2 protein-coding genes are annotated in these 1,747 nt (G+C 38.6%); both read left to right on the top strand.

The window, feature by feature from the left end; genetic code table 11:
* Positions 1 to 157: 157 nt before the first annotated feature.
* Complete coding sequence (locus ENN47_07185; protein ID HDP77951.1) at positions 158 to 583, top strand: hypothetical protein; 426 nt, start codon at positions 158 to 160, stop codon at positions 581 to 583.
* 2 nt (positions 584 to 585) lie between these two features.
* On the top strand, positions 586 to 1,608 hold the full coding sequence (locus tag ENN47_07180) for an IS3 family transposase (protein HDP77950.1): 1,023 nt from the start codon (positions 586 to 588) through the stop codon (positions 1,606 to 1,608).
* Positions 1,609 to 1,747 lie beyond the last annotated feature (139 nt).

Genomic DNA, 1,747 nt, shown 5'->3' with positions numbered 1-1,747 from the left:
TTTATACCAAACAGTAATAGTAAAAGGTTGCCCTGAAGTCAGAACGATAGCCTCAAAATCGTATGTATCTTGAGCATAAAGCTCTACAGACCCACTGTGCCAAGATGACACTGGACACTTTTCTACATAATTTTTAAGTAGTAAAGGAAGGTGATTTATGAAAGAAGATCGTAAGGTAATTGATATTGGTGAATTGGAAGGAGACCGTAGGTCGACTGAAGATTCACCAATATCTAAAGAGCGGAATAGTATCATCACTGAAGTGAAACCCAGAAGAAAGAGAAGGAAAATCTCTAAGGAAATGAAACTCCGGATCCTGAAAGAAATCGATGAGAGTACTAAACCAGGGCAGATTGGTGCTATCCTGAGAAGAGAGGGTTTATACTACTCAAATATTTCAGCCTGGAGAGAGCAATTGACCAGAAACAACCTGGGCAAGAAATTGAACGAAAAGGCTTTGAAACAGATCAGTGATCTCCAGAAGGAAAATATAAAACTCAATCGGGAGTTGAAACATTCTAAACTCATAATCGAAGCGCAAAAAAAAATTTTGGCGATCATAGAAGAGAACGACGAGTCTTAACGATTCAGGAAACAGTTAGTGTGGTAAAAGATATATCTTTGGAATTAGGTATTGAGAAAGCTTGTCGGGAATTGGGTGTTTCTCGCTCGAACTATTATTATTGGCAGAAAACTCGCAGAGTGACTCAAATAGTTAAACAGAGACTTCCTGATTTCGCTTATTCTCCTATCCAAAGAGAATCGATATTACAGATCATGAATTCCGAGACCTATATGAATCAGAGTCCTTATCAGATATATGCCTCTCTTTTAGACGAGGGGAAATATCTTTGTTCAGTCCGGACTATGTACAGGATCTTAGCTGAGAAAGATCAACTTGTTGAAAGAAGATCAATAAGACCCTGTTATAATTCTGTAAAACCTGAACTGTTGGCTACCCGTCCCAATGAAGTATGGAGTTGGGATATAACAAAGCTGAAGGCTCAAGAGAGTTGGGCATATTTCTATCTATATGTGATTCTTGATATCTTTAGCCGCTTTGTTGTTGGCTGGATGGTAGCATATCGAGAAAGTTCGGCTCTTGCTAAACATCTGATTGAAGAGACCTGTCGAAGGCAAAAGATTCAGCAAGGACAACTAACCATCCATGCAGACCGGGGAAGTAGCATGAAATCGAAACCGGTAGCCTTCTTACTTAGCGATCTTGGCATTACCAAGTCCCACTCCAGACCGTATAACAGCAACGATAACCCCTATTCCGAGTCACATTTTAAGACGGTGAAATACAATCCTGAATTTCCCGGAAGGTTCTATTCAATGACGGAATGCAGAGATTTCTGCAATAAGTTTTTCGATTGGTATAATGCTAAACACTATCATTCAGGTATTGGTTTTCTAACGCCGGAATCAATTCATTATGGTTTTGCACAAGAAATATTGGATAAGAGATATAAAGTCCTCCTGGATGCTTACTATCAAAATCCTGAACGATTCAGGTTCAAGAAACCGAAAGAGAAATTTGTCCACCAAACAGTGTGGATTAATAAACCCGATAATGTCGAAGATATGGAGAGATCAAGTGCTTAATTTTAACTCAAAAAGTGTCCAAAACCTCTTGACACATTCCGTAAAGAAGTGCTATCAGAAAAAGAAATCGAACCTTTAAGTATAAGTCCAAAGCAGGTTATTAGTGGTGGTAGCAGTAATAATTTGGTATTTTTTACAT

It is taken from the genome of Mesotoga infera, assembly GCA_011045915.1.
GTDB lineage: Bacteria > Thermotogota > Thermotogae > Petrotogales > Kosmotogaceae > Mesotoga > Mesotoga infera_D.
This window is presented reverse-complemented; position numbering and strand designations above follow the sequence as displayed.

Bases quoted from the DNA above. Each gene is read 5' to 3' on its own strand.
- ENN47_07185 (HDP77951.1), top strand. From the start codon at position 158: ATGAAAGAAGATCGTAAGGTAATTGATATTGGTGAATTGGAAGGAGAC.